This window comes from Actinospica robiniae DSM 44927 (assembly GCF_000504285.1).
GTDB lineage: Bacteria > Actinomycetota > Actinomycetes > Streptomycetales > Catenulisporaceae > Actinospica > Actinospica robiniae.
In genome coordinates this window covers 1,036,734-1,053,668 of record NZ_KI632511.1, presented here as the reverse complement: position 1 = coordinate 1,053,668, position 16,935 = coordinate 1,036,734, and the positions used below count along the sequence as shown (strand labels likewise).

Here is a 16,935-nt window from a genome sequence, read left to right as displayed (position 1 = left end):
GTCTCTCAGCCCCTAGCGCCGGTGGCCACCAGCTGCCGCGCAAAGGTATCCAGGTCGGTTTGCGAGACGACCGCGTCATCGGGAGATCCGGTGACGCCGGTCAACAGGTAGTCCTCGCCGTCCAGAACCCCGACCTGCTTGGCGACCACACGGTCGGCGTGCTCCCGGCGCCCGCGGGGGCGGCCGGCCGCGCCTCCGCGCCCTGATGCCCATACCGCAGCGTCTCAGTCCGCGGAGGCCGCATCCGGGCGAAGCGGTGTGTGCTCCTTGCACCAGACCCCGGCCGCCGGCATCGGGTGCCAGCCTACCGACGACCAGCCCTCGCCGAGCAGGTCGCCGAACAGCGATTCGGTGACCGCCGCCAGCACGGCGCACGCCCCGAGCCGCCCCGGTCCGGGCGGCGCCTCGCCGCGCACCAGGTCGAGGACGCGATCGACGGCGGACCCGACAAAGCGGTCGTCGCGCACGCGCACGATTCCGACGTGCAGGGCGAGCCGGGTCGGAGCGGCGGCCGGGTCGGCCGCGATCGCCGTCCGCAGGGTTGTGATGAGCCCGGCCGCGAACCCGGCCTCGTCGATCCCCGGCGGGGCGATCCCCACCTCGCCGTCGCCGCCCGGGGCCGGGAAGACATAGAAGCGGTCGTATCCCCCGGCGAGGCAGGCCGAGGCCAGCAGGCCGCGCCGCCCGCAGACCGCGACGCACAGGCGCCTGACCCCCGGTTCGCTCTCGGGCAAAATCATTCTCCCCCTCCGTACCGAGCGATCGGGAGCCAGGCGCTCCCCTCCTGCCGCGTGTGCCACGGTTCGACTCTCCCGCGGCGCGCGCCGGGCCACGCCGTCGCAATACGGGATCCGGCGGCTCTGCGAGGTGTTCGGAGCGTTTCAGGCGCTCGGCGCGGCCCGGCTCCCCGTCGGTTAGGTGAATCCTGATACGCGAGGGCCGGGATCGGGGCACAATGTTCCCGGGTATCCGGACGAACACGGCGTGTGGGCGCCGGTCGGAAGGCGGCTGGTGAGAATGGTGGATCTCACGGCGGGCACCCCCGCAGAACGCGCCAGGAACCGTGAGCGCGGCGATCTGGCCTGGCCCGAGGCGAGCGTGCTCGGACGTCTCGGTCCCCCCGCGCGTGCCCGATTGCTCTCGCTCGGCTCGCTGGCGCAGTATCCGGCGGCGGGCCGCGTGCTGATCAGGGAGGGGGAGGAGACCACATTCGTCATGATCCTCATCGACGGCGTGGTCAAGGCCACGGCCCTGACCCAGGACGGCCGGGACGCGCTGCTCGCGGTCCGGATGGGCGGCGATCTGGTCGGTGAGCTCTCCGCGGTGGACGGCGGGCCGAGATCCGCGACCGTGACCACGTGCGGCGCCCTGGTGGCCCGCGTCGTCTCCCGGGCCGAATTCCTCGACTGCACGCGGCGCGATCCGCAGATAGCGCACATCATCAACACCTCGGTCGTCGCGAAGCTCCGCAACGCCAACCGGCGGCGCGTCGAGTTCACCGGCTGCGACGTGCGGACCCGGCTGGCCAGGGTGCTTCATCAGACCGCTGTCACGTACGGAGTCGAGTCGGGCCAGGGGATCCTGGTGACCTGGCCGCTCACCCAGCCGGAGATCGCGACGCTCGCCGGCGCCGCGGAACCGACGGTGCACAAGGTCCTGCGGGCACTGCGCGACGAGGGCGTGGTCTCCACCGGCTACCGCTCCATCAGGGTCCTGGACGTCCACCGGCTCTACGCGATCGCCTACCCGTGACCCGCTGCGACCGCGGCCGCGGCGGGCGATCCGGGACGATCCCGTGCTGCGAGGGGATCTCGCGGGCCGACGCGGCGCAGACTGACACCAGCAGCCAGCCGATCCATCCCCAAGCCCTCCCGCCCGAGCGCCCCACCCGAGGAGCGAGATGCCGCAACAGCCCGGTGACGACGAGCAGGATCCGCCGATCGACCTGACCGCCACGCGGCACATCTCCGTCACCCAGCACGTCTACAGCACGGGCGGCCACTCCCTCCAAGTCGGCGTGGGGAACATCCACGTCTTCAGCGACCTCGTGCCGGTCTACTGGCTGGAGGGTTGGCGCCGGCCGCGGGACCCGGGCACGACGTTCTTCCGGGCGGTCGCCAGCCGCATGCTCAACGCCCGGTACGCGGTGGTCGGCTTCACCGGCCGGTCCAGTGAGCTCCAGCAACTGCGGGAGTGGCGGGATGGCGAGCCGCGGCTTTCGGTCCGTTGGCTGCACGGCGAAGGCGGCCAGGGCAAGAGCCGCCTGTCCGCGGAGCTCGCCGCCGAGTCCTCCGCTGCGGGATGGAAGGTCCTGACAGCGGTTCAGGGGCCGCACATGCGTCCGCCGGAAGAGGCGACAGACCTGCGGCTCGACGGCTGCGCCGGGGTGCTGCTGCTGGTCGACTACGCCAACGAGTGGCCGTCGAGCCATCTCAAGCACCTGTTGAACGACACCGTGCTCCGCCAGGTCGGCGTGCGCACCAGGGTCGTGCTGCTGGCGCGGTCGCACGGCGACTGGCAGGGGATCGAGAGCCAGGTGGAGGAGCTCGGCGGCGCGTTCTCGGTTCAGCGGCTCGGCCCCCTCGCTCAAGGGCCCGCAGCCGGCGCCCCGGACCCGCGGCAGGAGATGTTCGTCGCCGCTCGCACGGCCTTCGCCGCGAAATACGAGCTGGCGGACGCGCACACCCTCGAACCGCCCTCGGATCTGGGCCTGCCCGAGTTCGGCCTGACCCTCGCCGTGCACATGGCCGCGCTGGTCGCGGTCGACGCGGCGGCCAGGGGAGCATCAGCGCCGCGCGGCGCCGCGATGGCCGACCTGACCCGGTACCTGCTGCGGCGCGAGTACAAGCACTGGGAACAGCAGTACGGCGACCCGGTGCACGAGCTCAACCCGCAACAGCGTACGTACTTCACCCCGGCGCCGGTGATGAACCGTGTCGTGTTCACAGCCGCGCTGACCGGTCCGGCCGACCGTAGACAGGCTGCGGCCGTGCTGGCCAAGCAGGCGTTACCGCTCGCCGCGCCGCAGCTGCTCGACGACCACGCGGTCTGCTACCCGTCGGCCGAACCGGGCCTCGAGACCTTTCTCGAACCCTTATACCCGGACCGGCTGACCGAGGACTTCCTCGCGCTCACGCTGACCGGCGACGGCGTCGCCTATCCGGAGTACGCATGGGCCGCGAAGGCGGCGGTAGACGTGCTGCTTCCGCTCGACGGGACCGACGCGGGCGACGCTCCGGCGTGGACGGCGCGGGCCCTGGTCTTCCTCGCGGCCGCGGCCTCACGCTGGCCCGGCGTCGGCCCGAAGGTGCTCTACCCGTGGGCCGTTCTCCAGCCCCGGCGGTTTCTGTCCGGGGGGAGCGCCGCGCTCAGCGCCCTCGCCGCGATCGGCCGCGACGGTGACCGGGCCACGCCCCTCACACCGGAGCTGTTCGCCGCGCTGGCCAGCGTGCACCAGGCCCTGCCGGCCGGCCGGCACACCGACCTCGACTCCGGCGCGGCGGAGGTGACCGACCGGCTGGCCGGTCATCACCTCGCCGGGCGGCTGAGCGACGAAGACCGCGTCGAGTGGCTCTGCGACAGCGGCATCCGGCTCGGACACGCCGGACGCCCCGCCCTGGCCGCGGAGCGCTTCGCGCAGGCCGTGCCGATCGCGCGTGCCCGGGCCGGACGGCTGCGGCCCGAGCGCCGGGCCTCCCTCGCCTTCGTGCTCTGCCATCTCGGCTCGGCGCTGCACGAGGCGGGCGGCGGGGAGGCGGCCGTCGCCCCGCTGGCCGAATCGGTCCGGCTCTATCGGGAACTGGCCGCCGCGAAGCCGGCACAGTACCTCGCCGACCTCGCGATGGCCTCGAGCAACCTCAGCGGCGTGCTCAACAGGCTGGGCCGCAACGTCCAGGCCCTCGCCGCCGCGGACGAAGCGGCCTCCAGCCTGCGCGCGCTTCCCGCGGTGGCGGCCGGAGCCCACCGCGCGCTGCTCGCCGCCGCGCTCGGCAACCGGAGCGTCATCGAATTCGAAGCCGGCCACCCGGCCGCCTCGCTCGCCTCGGCCGGGCAGGCGGCCGCGATCCTGCGCGAGCTCGCCGCGGAGAATCCGGCCGAGCACCTGCCGTGGCTGGCCGCGGCGCTCAACGGGCTCGGCAACGCCTTCGAGCGGATCGGCAGGCAGCACGAGGCCCTCGCGCCGACGCGGGAGGCCGAGGAGCTCCTGCGCTCGCTCGCCGCGCAGAATCCGACGGCGTACCGAGCGCTGTGGGCGATCTCGCTGAGCAACCTGGGGCTGCGCCTGGCGAACCTCGGCGAGGCCGCCGAGGCGCTGGGCCTGTTCGAGGACGCGGTGGCGGCCGGCCGGCGCCTGGCCGAGGCGAACCCCGCCGCGTACACCGCGGACCTGGCCCGCTACCTGACGAATCTCGGGACCTGCCTGCAACAGCTCGGGCGGCGAGACCGGGCGCATGCCGCTCTGGACGGCGCCGTCGAGATGTACGAGCGGCTGTTCGCGCACGCTCCAGCGGCCCACCTGTCGCAACTCGCCGGCGCGTTGAACAACCTCGGCGCCCTCGAGCTGAAGATGGGCCGGGCCTGCCAGTCCGTGCAGACCCAGACCCGGAGCGCGGACCTGCTCAGGGGCCTGCGAGCCGAGAATCCAGGCGCGCATCAGCAGCTTTTCGTGCTGGCGCTGCACAACCTGGCCGACGCGCTCGCGGCCTCGGGCAAGACCGAGCAGGCCGAGGCAGTCGCGCGGGAGGCGCTGAAGGCCGGCCCCGACCCGCGCGACGCGGACGCCGCGGCGCGGCTGCCGGGCTCCGCGATGGCGCTGCTGAGCCTCGCCGAGACGCTGTCCAAAAGAGGCCGGGACCGCGAGGCCGCGGAGGCCAGCGGCCGGGCGGTCGAGATCCTGCGCGGCCTCGCCCGAGACAATCAGGGCCATGCGCCGCACCTTGCCGCCGCGTTGCACAATCACGGCATCCACCTCGCGTGCATCGACGAGACGGACAAGGCGCTCGCCGTGCTGCGCGAGTCGGTCGAGCTGTGCGCGATTCTCGCCAAGGCCAACCCCGCGGCGCACGCGGAGGAACTCGGCGTGGGGCTGTACGTGCTGGGCTGCGTGCTCGTACAGACGGGCGATCGTGATGCCGTCACGGAGGCGGTCGCAGTCCTCGAGCAGGCAGCGAAGGTCTTCGGCCAGGCGGCCGGGCTTCGTACCACGTCCGCGCCGCTGCGCTGTGCGTTCAAGCTGAACGAGGTCTGCGATGAGCTGCTCGAACTGAACCAGCTCCCGAAGGCACTCGCGCTGGCCGAGAGCACCGCCGAACAGTTCCGCGCGCTGGCCTCGGCCGACCCCGACCGGTACCGGGCATCGCTCGGCCTCGTGCTCTCCCGCCTGTGCCTGCGCACGTACAACGACAGTCGGATGGCCGATGCCAAGGCAGTCGGCATGGAGGCGCTGGCGATCCTGCGCGCACTGACCGAGGCGCAGCGCGCGGAAGGCGAAGAGGAACTGCGCGAGGCCGAGCGGCGCATCGTGGCACTCGGCGACTTCGACAACCCCTGGGCACGCTGAAGGAGCAGATTTGTCAAGACTCGAATACCGGGCCCTGCTCGCCGTGGACATCGAGAAGTCCTCCGGCCGCGGCCGGGCGCCACTCACCGAAATCCGCAGAGTACTGAGAGAGTCGGCCGAGGCATCGCTCGAGCGCAACGCGATCGCCCCGGGCGCATGCGTCTTCGGGGACCTCGGCGACGGACTGCGCATCGTCGCACCGCCCGGGGCGCCGAAAGCCGACCTGCTCACCGCGGTGATCCGCGACCTCGCGCTCCGGCTGCGCCGGCACAACCGCACGGTCGGCGAGCACTCCCCGCTGCGGATCCGAGTCCGCGCGGCGCTGCACGCCGGCGAGGTGGACGTGGCCGAGGGCGACACGGTCTACGGCCCGCAACTCGAGGTGCTCGCCCGGCTGCTCGACGCCGGCGAACTGCGCGAGGCGCTGCGCGGCGCGCCCGCCGACACGCCGCTGGCGCTCGTCGTGTCAGGCCACTACTACGAAGACGCCGTGCGGTACGGCTCCCTCGAAGTCTTCCCCGAGGAGTTCGAACCGCGGAGCATCGCGGTGAAGGAGTTCACGGGTCAGGCCTGGCTGTTCGTACCCGCATTCGCGGCCTCGGCGCCGAGTGGCCGGGAGACCCGGCCGGTCCAGCAAGCCCGGCACGTCGAGCGAATCGAGCAAGGAGGGGCTGTGCTCACCTTGAAGGAACTGGACGCGCTGGCCGCCGCCGGGGCCACCACAATGGTCACGGCGATGGCCACGGACTCCTGGTCGGCCGTGAAACGCCTGTTCGGCAAGGTGTTCCACCGGGCCGGGGCCGATCGGGCCCGCGCGGCCGAGCAGCGGCTGGAGACCGACGCCCGACTCGTCGAGGGGGCCAAGGATCCCGAGGCCGCGCGCGGCGCGCTGCTCGCGCCGTGGACCGGGGAGTTGGGCGTCCTGCTTCATGACCACCCCGAAGCCGCAGCGGACCTGCGCAAACTGCTCGACGAGCGGGCCGCGCCGGCGCCGGGAACCGGGATCGGGCAGATCAACCAGCTGACCGTGGTGAAGGACAACGGCGTCGCGATGACCGTCGGCCAGGGCAGCATCTACCACCACAGCATTCCCACCTCGCCCACTCGTGCCGAGGGCACGGCGGTCGCAAAGCCCGATCCGCACGAGGAGGAAGCGGCGGGCGGCCCGGCCGGCGAAACGCACTGACCGGGCCGCCCGCCCGGCCTCAGGACCGGTTGATCCGCTCCGCCAGGCCGCCGCGCTCGAACTCGATCGCGTCGACCTCGGCCAGGAGCCTGCGCATCCGCTCCCGCTGCCCGGCCACCCGCGCCTCGCCGGCCTTCTTGTCCTCGATCGTCGCCTCCACCTGCTCGCGCACCGTCGCGGTCTGGGCGGCCAGACCCTCGCCGGTCGTGCGCGCCCACGCCCGCAAACGGTCGCCGACGCCCACGCCCGCGGTACGCGCCGCGTCCGGCAACAGCTCCCGGATCTGAGCCGCGTAGGCCTCGCCGACCTGGCGCCGCACCTGGCTGTTGATCCTGTCGACGTGGAACGCGCGTTGCATAGCGCCGGCGCCGAACATGGCGGTGAAAAGCCCGAGCGGCGTGAAGGAGAGCAGGGCCGCGGCGACCAGCACGCCCAGCTGCGTGAGCACGATGGCGCTCAGCGACATCGCCGCGGTCCTCCCCGCCTGGGAGGGCAATGCGTCTCCGAACGCCGAGCCGGTCTCCGCGAGGGTCTCGGCGAACTCCACGGCCGGGCCCGCCTCACCGCCGGTGATCGCGGCCCGCACCTGCTGGACCACCTCGAGGAAGTCGGCCACGGCGGCGGCAAGCTCCTGCTCGACCGGCCCCAACTGCCCGGTGAGCATCGGCAGGAGTTCGCCGGACTGCCACCGCAGCAGTTCGGCGCGGAGCCGGTCGGTCAGGATCGTGGTCAGCTCCGCGGCCAGCGCCTCACCCTGGCTCTTCGCCTTGAAGACCGACTCGATCCGGCCCTGTGTCTCGGCCTCCTCGGCCCACGCGGGGCACTTCTCGGCCAGTTCGGCCAGCCGGCGGCGGAAGGCGTCCTCGGCCGTCCGCTCCAGGCTCCTGATGTCGTTCTCGAGCTTGCCGAGAATGACCGCCCGCTTGTCATCGAGCAGGTCCAGCCGGATCTTCTGGGCGTCGTACCTGGTCACGATGCCCGCGAGATCCTGGTCGTAGAGCGCCTCGCGGTCGTGGACCAGCGCCCTGGCCTTCCACAGGCGGGTGCGCAGATCGCTGCTCGGCCCGGCGAGCTTGACGCGCCCCTTCTTCGAGGTCAGGAACCCGCGCAGCGACTCCTCGAATTCGGCGAGCCCGGAGCGCTGCACCATCTCGGCGTCCTGCGCCAGACGTCCCTCGAGGGCGCCCTTTCCGTCGACCGGGAACAGCAGGCTTCCGACGACCGGGTAGAGCCGGGTCCCGTCGCGCCCCTGCAGCTCCTCGCCGACCCTGCCGACCCGCTTGCGCACGACCTCGATCACGTCGGCGCGTTCTTCGGCGGGCGCCTGGTCGATCCGGGTGACCAGGAAGAAGATGTCGCTGTGGCCCAGCGGCAGGACGTGGTTCTCCAGATAGGTCCGCTCGCTCTTGCCGAAGGGCGCGAGTGCCGAGACCACATAGACGACGGCGTCCGCCCGAGCCAGATAGCCGTTGGTCACCGCCTCCCGGATGCTGTCCTCGTTGGTCCCGGGGGAGTCGGTGAGCTGCACCCCGTCCGCGCACAGCGGGAGCGGCCAGGTGATCTCGGCGAGCTTGTACCGGTTCTGCAGCGTCTCGGCCTCCTCGTCGTCGATCGTGATGTGCTCGGCCAACTCCTCGATCGGCAACTCGAACGACGGGCTGCCATCGCGGGGGTAGAGCACGGCACGGCGTTCCTGGCCGTAGCCGACCTCGCAGATCACGGCGGTGCACGGCCGCGCGAAGGCGGGCAGAACGCGCTCGCCGAGCAGCGCGTTCACCAACGTGCTCTTGCCGCAGTTGAATTCGCCGAGCACCATGACGCGGAACACGTCCTCGTTGACGCGCTGTTCGAGCGCGGCCGCGGCGTTGCGCAACTCGGCGCTCTCCAGCTCGTCCGCCACCGACCTCAGCCGGCCGATCAGCGCGGCGAGTTCGAGCCGCATGCCTTTGAAGGTCTTCAGCGGGTCCTGGCCCAGAGCATCGGGCATCGTTCGCTCCATTCGGGATATCGAGGGTGGCGGTGCGCCGGCTTGCCCGGCGCGGGTCCTCACGCCGCGTCTTGCACGGCGATTGCCTCGCGGGTGGCCTGGATGGCCGAGCGGCGTTCGCCGACGGCGGCCGCGGCGGTGCGCAGCGACGCCTGCTCCGTCTGCACGGCCCGGGTCCGCTCCTGATGCCGGCGCATCGCCTCGGCGATCACCGGCCCGTACGCCGCCTTCAGGGCGGCGACGCGCGAGTCGAGCGCGGCGCGGCCGGCGTCGGAGAAATCTGATACGGCCCGCTCGGCGACGGAGCGCACGTCCCGGAACGCCCGGTACACCGCGTCGCCGACGTTCTCCTTGTACTGCTCGCGCACCTGCTTGGCCGGCTTGCCGAACATCCGTATCGCCGCGCCGAACAGCGCCCCGATCGCGGTGCCGAGCACCGGGGCGATCGCGGTGCCGATGAGCGCGCCGCTCGCCATCCCGGCCCCCATCAGCTTATTGTCATCCGAGGTCACCGCGTCCACCGCGGAGCCGAGGCCGGACAGGTCGGCGACGGCCCCGAGACTGACGCTGGCCGAGGCGCTGAAGCGTCCCGAGACCACGCCGGAACCGCTGATCGCGGCGAACTGCCGGTACTGTTCCGCCGTCGCGCGATCGAGTCCGCCGAGCACCGCGGACGAGACCCGGCCGCTCGCGGCGGACAGCTCGGCGCCGATCGTCCGCTCGAGTCCGGCGAGGGCGTTCTGGACCAGTCCGGGGATCGTCTCGCGCATGCACGTGGCGAGGGCGGATTTGCTCCGGGCCGCGTCCAGCGCGTCGTCGGTCGAGGAATCCAGCGAGCCGCGCGCGCTCGAGATCCGCCGGGACATGCTCGATTCGAGGTCCGTGACCAGGCCCTCGAGCGTCGCTTGCCCCCGCATGGCCTCGGTGCGCAGAAAAGCCGCCACATCGTGGATCGGCAGCCGCTCCAGCGCCGTCTGTTCGGCGGCGAGCTGCCCGGCCTGCTGCCGGAGCCGGTCCTGCATCGCGGCCAAGGCGCCGTCCAACAGCCGAAGCACCGTCGAGGCGGAGGCGAGCGCACGCTGCCGGCGCATGATCGTATGCAGCGTCTCGACCAGCGACGGGAACTGATCGGCCCAGCCGCGCTCATCGGCACTGAGCGCCTCGCCCTGCGCCGCGCGCAACGCCCACACGGGTGCGGCCGGCAGCACGGTGACGGACCGCAGGGAAAGCTTGCGTTCGAGCCGCCGGCGGATCCGCACCAGCAGGTCGTCGCGTTCCGGCGACGGGATCGAGTCCATCCACGAGACGACGAAGACGCAGCGCGAGAGCAGGTCGAAGTCCAGGGTGTCCAGCAGAAACGTGACCAGGCTGTCGGAGACGGGAGTGTTGGCCGACAGCACGACCACCGCGGCGTCGGCCTCGTTCGCCAAGACCTCCCGGGTGACCGTCACATGGTGCTCGTCGTCGGCATTGGCCCCTGGAGTGTCGATGACCACCAACTCGTCGATGAGCGTCGCAGCCGGCAGCGCCAGGCTCAGCTCGGTGACGGATCCGCCGATCTCAGGATCCGCGCACAGCAGACCCAGCGCCGAGCGCAGGCCCTCGACCTTCCCGGGCGCGACCTGCCGCAGCCGGGCCCGGGCACGGGCGGTGGCCCGCCCCCGCGCGGACAACCGCGTCCCACCCGGCTCGCTGAGCACGTGCCCGCGCGCCTCCCCGTCCAGCCGGAAGGCGAGCTCGCGCCCCTGCCCGGCCTGAATCCGCAGCGCGACCGCGGTCGTCGGCGCCAACCCGGTGGGCAGCAGCTCTTCGCCGAGCAACGCGTTGATGAAAGTGCTCTTGCCACTGGAGAACTCGCCGATCACGGCCAGCCGATGCGTCCGGTCGGTCAGCCTCCGCTCGACCGCCGCGAACTGCTCCACCAGCGCCGCCCGGTCCTCCGCGCCAAGCTGCACGCTGCGGACGGCGGACCGGGCGAACTCCAGATGCCCGTCGATCTCGGCATCGAACCTCGTGCTCTGATACGTCGTCACCAGCGGCCCCCGCTCGGGTAGCGAACCACGTCGGCGCGCCGCCGACCTGCCGACTTCCATCGTCGGCGCGCCGCCAGGGCCTCTGCGTTCTCAGTTGATGGACGGGGTGAGGTTCAATGCCGCTCACGGTAGATTGATCATGCGGTGAGTTCGAGGTTTCCCGTGCTGATCCGTCCCGGATGCAGCACTTGGCGTGCCGGCGGGAGGTTGGCGATGCGTAGGGTCGGCGGCCCGGCGTGGCGTACCCCGACATCAGTGGCCTTCTTCACGGCGTACTGGTTGTGACGTGCCCGTTTGACCACGCGCGGGTAGGAACGGTGGCGCCGCTCGCGATGCAGCTCGCGCGGTGCGGTGATCTCCGTGTTGAACCGCTCGAGCAGGGCCGCCAGGCCCTCAGGGGGAAAAGGCCGCCGGATCATCGATCCGGCGGCGGATGATGCGGACCGCGTTGGTGAACTTCACCCGGTCCGGGTCGATGTCCGCCTCGGTCGCGGCCCGACAGATCAGGGAGTTGATCGCATAGTGGGTGAGCAGGTAGCCGTAGAGCTCCTGGATCACCATGTCAGGGCTCTGGGACCGCATGACCTTCCCCGGTCCCCGTAGAACCGTCTTGGCCTGCGCGTTCGCCTGCTCGTGCTCCCACCGCTCGTGATATCCCGCCGCCAGCAGCGCGGCCGGGGCACTGCGCGCATCCAGCAGCGTCGTCAGCAGGCAAAACAGCTCCCGCTCCCCAGCGGTGCCCCGGTCCGCCACCTCGTACTCCACCACCCGAACCAGCCGCGCGCGATCCTCGAACTCCTCCAGATCCGCCCCCGCCCGAGCCGCCGCCAGGACCTGCTCACGGACCTTCGCCGAGGTACGCGACGCGAACACCACCGAGGTGTACGAGCCGTCCCCGAGCTTGGCGACCAGCGGCAGCGCAATCGTGTCACCCAGGCGCCACAGCAGCTCAGCACCCGTCTGCGACGCCTGACACCAGTCGGCGAACGAGTAGAAGTTGCGATCGGCCAACAACAGCATGTCCTGGTCGAGGAACCGGTAGAGCCGACGCGCCGCGGACTGCTCCCCGCTGCCCTTGCCGCCGCACGGCCCCGCGTCCGCGCCGATCGGAGCCCGCGAGCCGCACTCGACCAACGTCACCACCCGCATCTTCGGGAACGCCGACCGGTTGCCGCCCGAACCGGCGTACCCGAAGTACCCCGCGTTCGCCGCACTGTCCGGCACATCCCACTCGAACCCGTCGATCGAGACCATCCGCCTGCCCGCCAGCCACGCCCCCCGCGTCAGCATCCCCGCCACCGGCTGCGCAACCTGCTCGAACACCTCCCGGACCACGTCAGAACCCAGACGCTTGCGCGCCTGGGTGATCCCGCCCGACCCGGGACACTCCCACCCGGCGTCCCAACGCCCCCAATCCTTCAGGACCTCGGTCAACCGGGTCAGGACCTCCTGATAGTCCTCGTCCGCGAACAACGCCATCGCCATCGCGAAATACACCATGACATGCGCCGGAAGCTTCGCATCCGCCCGCTTCGCACCCCTGCCGAACTCCGCCACCGCGTCATCGATCACCACACGCGGCACCGCCGCCGCCAACAACCCGACCGACACATGATCCGTCAAACGGCCCGACAGGCCCTCCACAGCACTATGCGACACCCCCCGACCGTAACGCCCCACCAATCACCGCACGAACACACAGGTCACAAGCATGATCCCACTACGCTGAGCGGCATTGGGGTGAGGTTGGCGCGGACGGCTTGAGCTCTGTGGCGGGTTGATGTCAGCCCAGAGGTTTGATGTAGGCGGGCACGGTCCCTGATGATCGTCTGGTTCTCGAGGCCATGCGATCCAAGGAGCCGTGCCCGCGTGTCATCTTCCCTCATCGAGGTCGTGTCCGGCCAGTTGGCCGCAGCCGGGGTGGAGGCGGTGGAGCTTGATGACGGACAGGTGATGGCCTTGATCGAGGTGCTCGGGCTGATCCCGGACCGGCGCCGGGCCCGGGGGCGGCGCTACCGGCTCGGCTTCCTGCTGGCCGCTGCGTTGACGGCGGTGCTGGCCGGGGCGAAGTCCATGGTCGAGGTGGTTCGGCGTACCCGCAGCGCCGACGACGAGTTCCTGTATCGGCTCGGCGCCACCGGCCGGAATCTGCGCCCTGCCGACACCACCTTCGGTCGGGCGCTGAAGGTGCTCGACGGGGACGAGGTGGACATGCTGTGCGGGTCGTGGCTGGCCGGGATGCTGCGAAGCACCGAGCGTGATGCCCTTCGCCCGAGGAACGCCGGCGCCCAGGCCGACGGGGCACGGCTGCCGGTGGCCGCCGCGGACGGCAAGAGCGTGCGCGGCGCGGCAAGGCCCGACGGCACCCGCCCGCACCTGGTCTCGCTCTACCGGCCCGAGGCCGGCTGCGTGATCGGGCAAGTCCAGGTCGCCGACAAGAGCAACGAGATCCCGGCGCTGCCGGACCTGCTCGGCCGGGTCGATCTCACGGGCCTGCTGGTTACCGCGGACGCCTTGCACGCCCAACGCGCCACCGCCGAGGCCGTCGTCGCAGCAGGCGGGCATTACCTGCTGTTCCTGAAGGATAATCAACCCTCGATCCTGCGTCAGGCCCAGGACCTGCTCGCTCCCGGTTCCCACGCCGAGCACGAGCGGGCCGGCACGAGCGCCGAGACGTTCGATATCGGCCACGGGCGGCGGGAGAGGCGCATCACCCGCACCGCGCCGTGCGACGGCATCGACTTCCCGCACGCCGCACAGGTCATCCGGATCACCCGCCGTCGCGCCGTAGGCAAGGCGCCCGGGGCCGGGACCAAGGAGGTCGCCTACGCGATAACCAGCCTCACCTCCGAGCAGGCCGGGCCGGTCAAGCTCGGCCAGGCCGCCCGCGAGCACTGGGGCATCGAGGCAATGCACCACATCAGAGACGTGACCTGGCGCGAGGACGCCAGCCGGATCCGCACCGGCAGCACCCCGCGCGTCATGGCCGGCCTCCGCAACCTCGCACTCGCGCTACTCAAGCTCCTGGGTTGGACCAACATCGCAGCCGCCACCGACCACATGCGCGACCACCGCAACGACACCCTCGCACTCCTCGGTCTCAGCCACTGAGAACGCAGAGGCCCTGGGCGCGCCGCCCGCCGCCGAACCCGTGGAAATATCTGATCGCGTCGAATTCGAAACCTGCCGCCGACCGGCAGCGCAAGGCCGCCGGCGAGTGCGGGGGGAGTGGTGGCGTTGTTCGGGCCCAGATACCGATGGATGCCGTATCCGAGCTGGTCGGAGCCGGGTAGGTGGTCGACGAAAGAGGTGAGGATGGCGGCGCGGATCTCGCCGGGTGCCGGGTCCGCGGCGAGTTCGCGATCGAGGAATCCAAGCACGCCGACCCAGTCGACGTCCTGATACTCGGGGTCGCCGAGGCAGGCGCTCACCAGCGTCGGCATCAGATCGATCATCAGGAACAAGTGGGGGAGGACCTCGCCGTTGTTCGCGACGTGCGCCTCGTAGTCGAGTTCGAGCGGGGGGAACGCCGCCACGAGACGGTGGATGAAGTCGATGGTCTATTCACTCACGTGGGGCAGTCCAATTCCGGGTAGTTCTTGTATCCGTTGTATCCTCCCGCGCTGCCGTCGCCGGGTCGTGGTAGCACTTGAGGTTGTAGTCGAGGCCTGATTCATCGGCGCCGCTCGCGTCAAGGCGCTGCTGGGCTGGTGGTTCCGGGGCCCGCTAGCTGGCAGATTTTATGCATGATAAGTGCCCAGGATGCCCGATCCGGCGATCCTGCAAAAACAGACAGCAAGCCCTTGCGACTGAAAGCACGGGTGGAGCGCCACACGATGAGTCGGTGCGGCATGCTGCGGCGTTGATCCACTTCGGATCGCGCGGCTCGGGATGCTGCCTGGCGTTGCGTTTTCCCCAAGATGCAAACTGGATGAAAGTCCATTGCTACCGAAGCATCGGTTCCAGGCACAGAGGAGCCGCTTTTCGAGCTTCTCATGCATAATCTCTCTTATGCATGATGCTTCGCTCGCGCCCGACTTCGCCGTCTTCCCCCCTACGGCACGTCACATACTGTGGCCTGTGGGCTGACCGGTAGAGGCCGCGGCGGGCGGCGGCGCATTCCGAGTGGTGCGACCAGGTAGGGCCGAGCGGACGTGGCCGCGTAGTTCAGCGTCTCCCAGGTACCGGAGCCGTCGTCGACGGTGGCGAGCGGGAAGCCGATCACCAGGTCGGCATGCTCGACCAGCCAGCAGTTCCGGGCGGTGAAGGCGGCCTGGCCGATTCCTTCGGGGTGCGCCAGCGTAGCGCGCGATGATCGCCGGGGTGATGCGGCGCGGAGCGTCCGGCGCGAGGTGCCAAACGAGTGACGTCGCCGTGCGCCGTGCACCAGGACGCAGCAGAGTGGGATGCATGACCGTGCGGGCGCAGCGGGGCGGGAGCGAGAGGTTCGAGGGGCGCAACCGGGCCCTGGTGCTGATCCCGGTCGGGCTGATCGTGCTGATCACGGTGATCGACGTCCAGTCCCCCACGGACATCCACCTCGGGCCGTTGCTGGTGATCGCGCCGGCGCTCGCGGTCTCCTTCTGCGGGCCGCGCACCATCGCCGCGATCGGGGCGCTGGCGGTGGTGGCGCAGATCGTCATCGCGGTGCTGCACGGCGGGCTGATGACCTCGAACCACCTGGCGCAGATCGGCTCGCTGCTCGCGCTCTCGGCGCTGATCGTGGTGTTCACGGTCGTGCGCGAGCGCAGGTCGCGGCAGTTGGAGCGGGCGCAGTCGGTGGCCGAGGTGGCGCAGCGGGCGCTGCTGCGTCCGCTGCCGGAGCGGCTGGGGCCGCTGCGGATCGCGAGCCTGTACCTGGCGGCGGAGGACGAGACGCAGATCGGCGGGGACCTGTACACCGCCACCCGGATCGAGGACGGCGCGCGGCTGCTGATCGGGGACGTGCGGGGCAAGGGGCTGGCCGCGGTGGGTGAGGCGGCGCTGCTGCTGAGCGCGTTCCGGCTGGTGGCCCGCGAGCATCCGGACCAGCCCGCGCTCACCGAGGTCCTGGATCGGCACGTGCACCGCTACCTGGTGGACTTCTGCGGGACGGGCGATGAGACCGGCGAGCACTTCATCACCGCGCTGCTGGTCGACATCCCCGACGACGAGCCGGTGCTGCGCCTGACCAACTCCGGCCACCCGCCGCCGCTGCTGCTGCGCGAGGGCCGGGTGACGCAGCTGGAGTGCGAGTCCGCTCCCCCGCTGGGCGTGCAGACGCTCGGGCTCGGCTCTCCGGTCTGCCAGAGCGTCCCGTTCGACGAGGACGACGTGCTGCTGCTCTACACGGACGGGGTGATCGAGGCCCGCGACGAGGACGGAGTGTTCTACCCGCTGACCGAGCGGGTCTCGCACTGGACGTCGGGCAACCCGGAGACGCTGGTGACGCGGCTGTGCAAGGACCTGCTGGCGCATGCGGGCGGGCGGCTCGGGGACGACGCGGCGTTCCTCGCGGTCAAGCGCACCCGGGCGCCGAAGCAGAAGCCGGAGCAGCACCCGGAGCACGGACACGGACACGGCCGGTCAGAGGCCTGATCGGCAGCCTGGTCGGCGGGTGCGCGGTAACGGTCGGGGAAGTTCGGCCCTGGCGGCGCGGGCGTGCCAGTATGCTGCTCTGCGTCGTGGCCGAGGCGCGCCGCGCAGGGGCGTGCACGTGAGGTGGGGTGGGACGTGAACGTCGAGGTGCCGCTGAGTCAGGGCCGGGCCTTCCTGGTCGAGGGCGACGTGGAGGCCGGGGTGGTGCGGGCCGGGCGCGGCAGGGACGCGATCGCGGCCGGGGCCGAGTCGTTCCAGGAGAGCCTGGCGAAGGTCGGGCAGATCGCGGAGATGATCGTGCAGCGCTTCGCCGCGGCGACGCGCGGGCCGGACCGGATCCGGGCGGAGTTCGGCATCAAGCTCTCGGCCGAGACGGGCATGGTCGTGGTCAAGGGGACCGCGGACGCGCACTTCGTGCTCGAGCTCGAGTGGACGCGGCACCCGGACGAGGCGGAGGACACCCCGCGCCCGCTCGACTCCGGCGACGACGCTGGCGGCGACGCCAGCGACGCCGACGCCGACGCCGACGCCGACGCCGACGGCAGCGGGCAGGATGCGGCGCCGGCGGCCCGCGGCGCGGATTCGGTGTGAG

At 71.4% G+C, this 16,935-nt stretch carries 13 protein-coding genes; 7 read left to right on the top strand and 6 right to left on the bottom strand.

Going from position 1 to position 16,935, the window contains the following annotated elements; all coding sequences use genetic code 11:
* Window positions 1–5: 5 nt before the first annotated feature.
* Entirely contained in the window at window positions 6–149 is a 144-nt protein-coding gene (locus ACTRO_RS46810; RefSeq protein WP_157435763.1) for a hypothetical protein, read from the bottom strand.
* Between the two features lie 75 nt (window positions 150–224).
* Complete coding sequence (locus tag ACTRO_RS04520; protein ID WP_157435761.1) at window positions 225–740, bottom strand: hypothetical protein; 516 nt, start codon at window positions 738–740, stop codon at window positions 225–227.
* A 277-nt stretch (window positions 741–1,017) separates the two neighbouring features.
* On the opposite strand from ACTRO_RS04520, the gene ACTRO_RS04515 reads away from it, so the two are divergent.
* From ACTRO_RS04515 to ACTRO_RS42755, 3 genes are all read left to right on the top strand, one after another.
* The gene (locus ACTRO_RS04515; RefSeq protein ID WP_034261343.1) at window positions 1,018–1,752 is read left to right on the top strand and encodes a Crp/Fnr family transcriptional regulator; all 735 of its coding nucleotides are present in this window, start codon (window positions 1,018–1,020) and stop codon (window positions 1,750–1,752) included.
* Between the two features lie 148 nt (window positions 1,753–1,900).
* Entirely contained in the window at window positions 1,901–5,560 is a 3,660-nt protein-coding gene (locus ACTRO_RS04510) for a tetratricopeptide repeat protein (RefSeq protein ID WP_051450307.1), read from the top strand.
* A 10-nt stretch (window positions 5,561–5,570) separates the two neighbouring features.
* Window positions 5,571–6,746, top strand: coding sequence for a nucleotidyl cyclase domain-containing protein (locus ACTRO_RS42755; RefSeq protein WP_051450306.1), 1,176 nt, complete (start codon window positions 5,571–5,573; stop codon window positions 6,744–6,746).
* Between the two features lie 19 nt (window positions 6,747–6,765).
* Here the strand turns inward: ACTRO_RS42755 and ACTRO_RS04500 are convergent, their stop codons facing one another.
* The 4 genes from ACTRO_RS04500 to ACTRO_RS04485 form a co-directional block, all read right to left on the bottom strand.
* Complete coding sequence (locus ACTRO_RS04500; RefSeq protein ID WP_169739815.1) at window positions 6,766–8,733, bottom strand: dynamin family protein; 1,968 nt, start codon at window positions 8,731–8,733, stop codon at window positions 6,766–6,768.
* Window positions 8,734–8,792: 59 nt separating this feature from the next.
* Window positions 8,793–10,766, bottom strand: a complete 1,974-nt coding sequence (locus tag ACTRO_RS04495; RefSeq protein WP_034261338.1) for a dynamin family protein — start codon at window positions 10,764–10,766, stop codon at window positions 8,793–8,795.
* Window positions 10,767–10,903: 137 nt separating this feature from the next.
* Entirely contained in the window at window positions 10,904–11,185 is a 282-nt protein-coding gene (locus ACTRO_RS48595; RefSeq protein WP_051450305.1) for a hypothetical protein, read from the bottom strand.
* A complete protein-coding gene (locus ACTRO_RS04485) occupies window positions 11,160–12,425 on the bottom strand; it encodes an IS4 family transposase (protein ID WP_034261336.1) in 1,266 nt (421 codons plus the stop codon). The genes ACTRO_RS48595 and ACTRO_RS04485 overlap by 26 nt, the downstream gene beginning before the upstream one ends.
* Before the next feature lie 210 nt (window positions 12,426–12,635).
* Here ACTRO_RS04485 and ACTRO_RS04480 point away from each other — a divergent pair, with 210 nt between their 5' ends.
* From ACTRO_RS04480 to ACTRO_RS42745, 4 genes are all read left to right on the top strand, one after another.
* The gene (locus ACTRO_RS04480; RefSeq protein WP_051450303.1) at window positions 12,636–13,877 is read left to right on the top strand and encodes an ISAs1 family transposase; all 1,242 of its coding nucleotides are present in this window, start codon (window positions 12,636–12,638) and stop codon (window positions 13,875–13,877) included.
* A 182-nt stretch (window positions 13,878–14,059) separates the two neighbouring features.
* Window positions 14,060–14,362, top strand: a complete 303-nt coding sequence (locus ACTRO_RS04475) for a hypothetical protein (protein WP_034261333.1) — start codon at window positions 14,060–14,062, stop codon at window positions 14,360–14,362.
* An 814-nt stretch (window positions 14,363–15,176) separates the two neighbouring features.
* Window positions 15,177–16,343 carry a PP2C family protein-serine/threonine phosphatase gene (locus ACTRO_RS04470; protein ID WP_051450302.1) on the top strand — a complete coding sequence of 389 codons (1,167 nt, stop codon included), beginning with the start codon at window positions 15,177–15,179 and terminating at the stop codon, window positions 16,341–16,343.
* A gap of 135 nt (window positions 16,344–16,478) precedes the next feature.
* A complete protein-coding gene (locus ACTRO_RS42745; RefSeq protein WP_051450301.1) occupies window positions 16,479–16,934 on the top strand; it encodes a CU044_2847 family protein in 456 nt (151 codons plus the stop codon).
* Window position 16,935 lies beyond the last annotated feature (1 nt).